The sequence below is a fragment of the Streptococcus oralis genome (assembly GCF_001578945.1).
Taxonomy (GTDB): Bacteria; Bacillota; Bacilli; order Lactobacillales; family Streptococcaceae; genus Streptococcus; species Streptococcus oralis_Q.
Genome location: NZ_KQ969688.1, coordinates 1 through 208 on the forward strand (window position 1 = coordinate 1; position 208 = coordinate 208).

Annotated in this window: 1 pseudogene; it reads right to left on the reverse strand. The window is 38.5% G+C overall.

Annotated elements, in window-relative coordinates:
* A pseudogene (locus SORDD16_RS10370) lies at nucleotides 1–208 on the reverse strand (hypothetical protein); the annotation flags it as partial.

The following is a 208-nucleotide window of genomic DNA, read 5'->3' on the forward strand; positions in this document are numbered from 1 at the left end:
ATTTGGCTTTCGCTTTCCTTTCCAAGTTTGGATAAATTCTTTTTCGGATTGCGTAAGCCTTGTTTTATTCCGACCACAGCGTTTCTTATTGACTTTATACTGCTCATAGTAGTCATAGGCAGAGCGCCCCTCTTTCAGATAGTTGATGACATTGTAGATTGTCTGTTTTGATCTTCCGAGTGAAGTCACAATATCTGAAACTTTTATG